At 64.8% G+C, this 1,951-nt stretch carries 4 protein-coding genes; all 4 read left to right on the top strand.

Annotated features, from left to right (window positions below; translation table 11 throughout):
* Positions 1 to 200: 200 nt before the first annotated feature.
* Positions 201 to 608: a heat shock protein HspQ gene (gene hspQ / locus XM50_RS00260; protein ID WP_082102579.1), complete on the top strand. Its 408-nt coding sequence runs from the start codon at positions 201 to 203 to the stop codon at positions 606 to 608.
* Positions 609 to 739: 131 nt separating this feature from the next.
* On the top strand, positions 740 to 1,045 hold the full coding sequence (rplU, locus tag XM50_RS00255) for a 50S ribosomal protein L21 (protein ID WP_046406359.1): 306 nt from the start codon (positions 740 to 742) through the stop codon (positions 1,043 to 1,045).
* A 25-nt stretch (positions 1,046 to 1,070) separates the two neighbouring features.
* On the top strand, positions 1,071 to 1,340 hold the full coding sequence (gene rpmA, locus XM50_RS00250) for a 50S ribosomal protein L27 (RefSeq protein ID WP_046406357.1): 270 nt from the start codon (positions 1,071 to 1,073) through the stop codon (positions 1,338 to 1,340).
* A gap of 183 nt (positions 1,341 to 1,523) precedes the next feature.
* On the top strand, positions 1,524 to 1,951 hold a 428-nt coding region (locus tag XM50_RS00245), incomplete at its 3' end, for a GNAT family N-acetyltransferase (RefSeq protein ID WP_082102580.1).

Genomic DNA, 1,951 nt, shown 5'->3' with positions numbered 1-1,951 from the left:
GTGGGATTCGAACCCACGGTACCCGTAAAGGCACAACGGTTTTCGAGACCGTCCCAATCGACCACTCTGGCACCTCTCCGCGAGGCAACCGGGCGTGCCAGATGGCGGGCCCGGTGGATCGAGGGCGCGCCTCTAACGCGCTTGTTTGCATTGCGCAAGCGGCTGCTTGTGCAGCGCGCAACAACCACTAGATTGGCATCATGCCTTCTGCCCCCAGTTCCCTGTCGATCCCGTCGCGATCGGCCAGTTCCGCAGCGGTGAGCGATGCGCCCGCGCTGCCCACGGTGGCCCATGCGCGATTCTCCATCGGTGACATCGTGCGGCATCGCATGCTCGATTTCCGCGGTGTCGTGTTCGATGTCGATCCGGTCTTCGCCAATACCGAGGAATGGTATCAGTCGATTCCCGAGGGGATCCGGCCGCGCAAGGACCAGCCGTTCTACCATCTGCTCGCGGAAAACGCCGAATCGACCTATGTCGCTTACGTCAGCCAGCAGAACCTGGTGCACGACGAGAGCGACGAGCCGGTCGACCATCCGGCGATCGCTGGCCTCTTCACGGGGCTGAGCGACGGGCGCTATCTGCTGCGGCGCGAGCATCGTCACTGATCGCCGATCGCCGGCATTCGACGTCAACGACCGTGCGCGGCGTTGACAAACGGGCGCGACTCTCCTAGCTGCGCCCTTCCTCCTGGCCCGGCAATCCGGACCGGGCACAAGCATTTGGATAGAGTCAGGCCATGTTCGCAGTCGTGCGCACGGGCGGCAAGCAGTATCGCGTTGCCGCCGGAGACAAGATCGTCGTCGAGAAGCTGGAGGGCGATGCCGGCGCCTCCGTCACGCTGAGCGACGTGCTGCTGGCCGGCGAAGGTTCGGAGCTGAAGCCGACCGACGGGCTCACCGTCGCTGCCGAGATCATCGCGCAGGCGAAGGGTGAGAAGGTCATCGTTTTCAAGAAGCGCCGCCGTCACAACTACCGCCGTCGCAACGGCCACCGCCAGAACCACACGATCCTGAAGATCGTGTCGATCGGCGCGTCGGCCTAATCGCGAAGCGTAAGGAGCAAGCACCATGGCACATAAGAAAGCAGGCGGCTCGTCGCGTAACGGTCGTGATTCGGCCGGTCGTCGTCTTGGCGTGAAGAAGTTCGGCGGTCAGGAAGCGATCGCAGGCAACATCCTCGTGCGTCAGCGCGGGACGAAGTTCTACCCGGGCCGCAACGTCGGCATCGGCAAGGACCACACCCTTTTCGCGCTCGTCGATGGCCGCGTGGTATTCCACGACGGCAAGCTCGGCCGTAAATTCTGTTCGGTCGACATGATTGCCGAGGCGGCAGAGTAACATCGGGCGACCATCCGGGTTGCCCACCAGGGCGATCCGGAGCCTCCATCAGGGAGGCCAGCCACCAGACAAGGGAGCCGGGTCCGCCCAGGCTCCCTTTTTTATTGCTCCCTCAATCCACCGCGTCTGTCGCCGGCCCGTCATCGGTCCCGGCTAACGGCGCGTCAGGCGAGGAGGGCGCAGATGTTCGCGCGGACGAAGAGATTGACGTTACGGCCGGGATGGCCGGAAGAAGCCGAGAGGCTGCAGCAGACGATCGCCCATGAAGAGGTGGCGATGAAGCTGGCGCGGCTGCCCTGGCCCTATACCCACGCCGATGCAGAGGCATTTTTGTCGATGCCGCGCGGGGAGGCCGAGGCGCGATTCCTGATCCTGAGCCACGACCATGATTATCCCCGCATGATCGGCGGCATCAGCCTGACCGGACAGGGCGTCGGCGTGGCCGAGCTTGGCTATTGGCTGACGCCGTCGGCCTGGGGCCGCGGCTATGCGACGGAGGCGGCGCGCGCCGTTGTCGACATGGCGCGCCATGCCCTGCCCGTCCGCCGGATCGAGGCGCGCCACCATCTCGACAATCTGCCCTCGCGCCGGGTGCTCGAGAAGCTGGGTTT

Origin of the sequence: Sphingomonas sp. Ag1, from assembly GCF_000980895.1 — a bacterium.
Lineage (GTDB): Bacteria > Pseudomonadota > Alphaproteobacteria > Sphingomonadales > Sphingomonadaceae > Sphingomonas > Sphingomonas panaciterrae.
This window is presented reverse-complemented; position numbering and strand designations above follow the sequence as displayed.